Raw genomic sequence first — 1040 nt, 5'->3', positions numbered from 1 at the left:
TCCATCAGATTCGGACAATCTTGATTCGAGATTTACCGATTTCAGGTCAGTTAATCGAATTGGAAATTCCTCGTCGCCAATACTACTGTAAAAATTGTCAAAAATATTTCACAGAGCAACTGTGTTTTGTTGATGAAGGTCGGCGCTATACTCAACGATATGAGGAGTATATTTATCACCGTGTTCAGGTGACAACAGTGTCACAGGTAAAACGAGAGGAAGAATTAAGTTGGGATCAGATTCAAGGAATTTTTAATCATCAGCGTTCACAAGTAAAAAAGCCTCATGGGGAGCGGTTAAACGTCTGAGTATCGATGAAATTAGTATGAGAAAAGGGCATCAAGATTTTGTGACTGTAGTTTCCGATATTGACCAAAGTCAATTGATTGAAGTGATCGACAGTCACGAACAGCAAGGTATCATGGAAGTCCTTATTCAGCAACCGATTGAGGTTCGCGAGCAGGTGTTAGAAGTGAGTGTAGATATGTGGGGTGGTTTTCCCAAAGTAATCCAAGAAGTTTTTCCGAATGCGATTGTGGTATATGACCGATTTCATGTGATGAAATATGTGAATGAGGAATTGAATAAAATCCGAATACAATGCAATATTAAAAGAAAAGGTAGCCGATTTATTGTCCTGAAAAATGGTGTAGATTTAAAAGAAGAGGAAGGGGTTAAATTGGCTACAGTTTTAAGTCAATCTAAGCGTCTTAAGCTTGCCTATGAATTAAAAGAAGAATTCAGAGAGATTTTTGAAAGTCATCATAGTGTGTCAGAGGGGAAAGAATCACTGCTTGAATGGATTAAGAAAGCACAACCAATTTACAGTGATACCCTAACCATGCTTCGCAATCATATCGATGGAATTTGTAACTATTTCTTGAACCGAACAACGAGTGGTGTTATGGAGGGAATCAACAATCGTCTCAAACTGATTAAACGTCAAGCCTATGGATTTGTTAATTTTGACAATTTTCGAGATCGACTATTAGCTTGCTTTTCTAATTAGTCTTTCTTATCACCGCCAACCCAGAAGACCC

General features: G+C 38.0%; 2 protein-coding genes. Both read left to right on the top strand.

Going from position 1 to position 1040, the window contains the following annotated elements:
* The coding region (locus QUB25_RS29695) for a helix-turn-helix domain-containing protein (protein WP_333189067.1) at nt 1-308 on the top strand (308 nt) is incomplete at its 5' end.
* Nucleotides 309-325: 17 nt separating this feature from the next.
* Nucleotides 326-1009, top strand: a complete 684-nt coding sequence (locus tag QUB25_RS29690; RefSeq protein WP_333189065.1) for an ISL3 family transposase — start codon at nt 326-328, stop codon at nt 1007-1009.
* Nucleotides 1010-1040 lie beyond the last annotated feature (31 nt).

This window comes from Microcoleus sp. B3-D7 (assembly GCF_036705305.1).
Taxonomy (GTDB): Bacteria; Cyanobacteriota; Cyanobacteriia; order Cyanobacteriales; family Microcoleaceae; genus Microcoleus.
The sequence above is the reverse complement of the archived record's forward strand: the minus strand, read 5'-3'. Positions and strand labels throughout refer to the sequence as shown.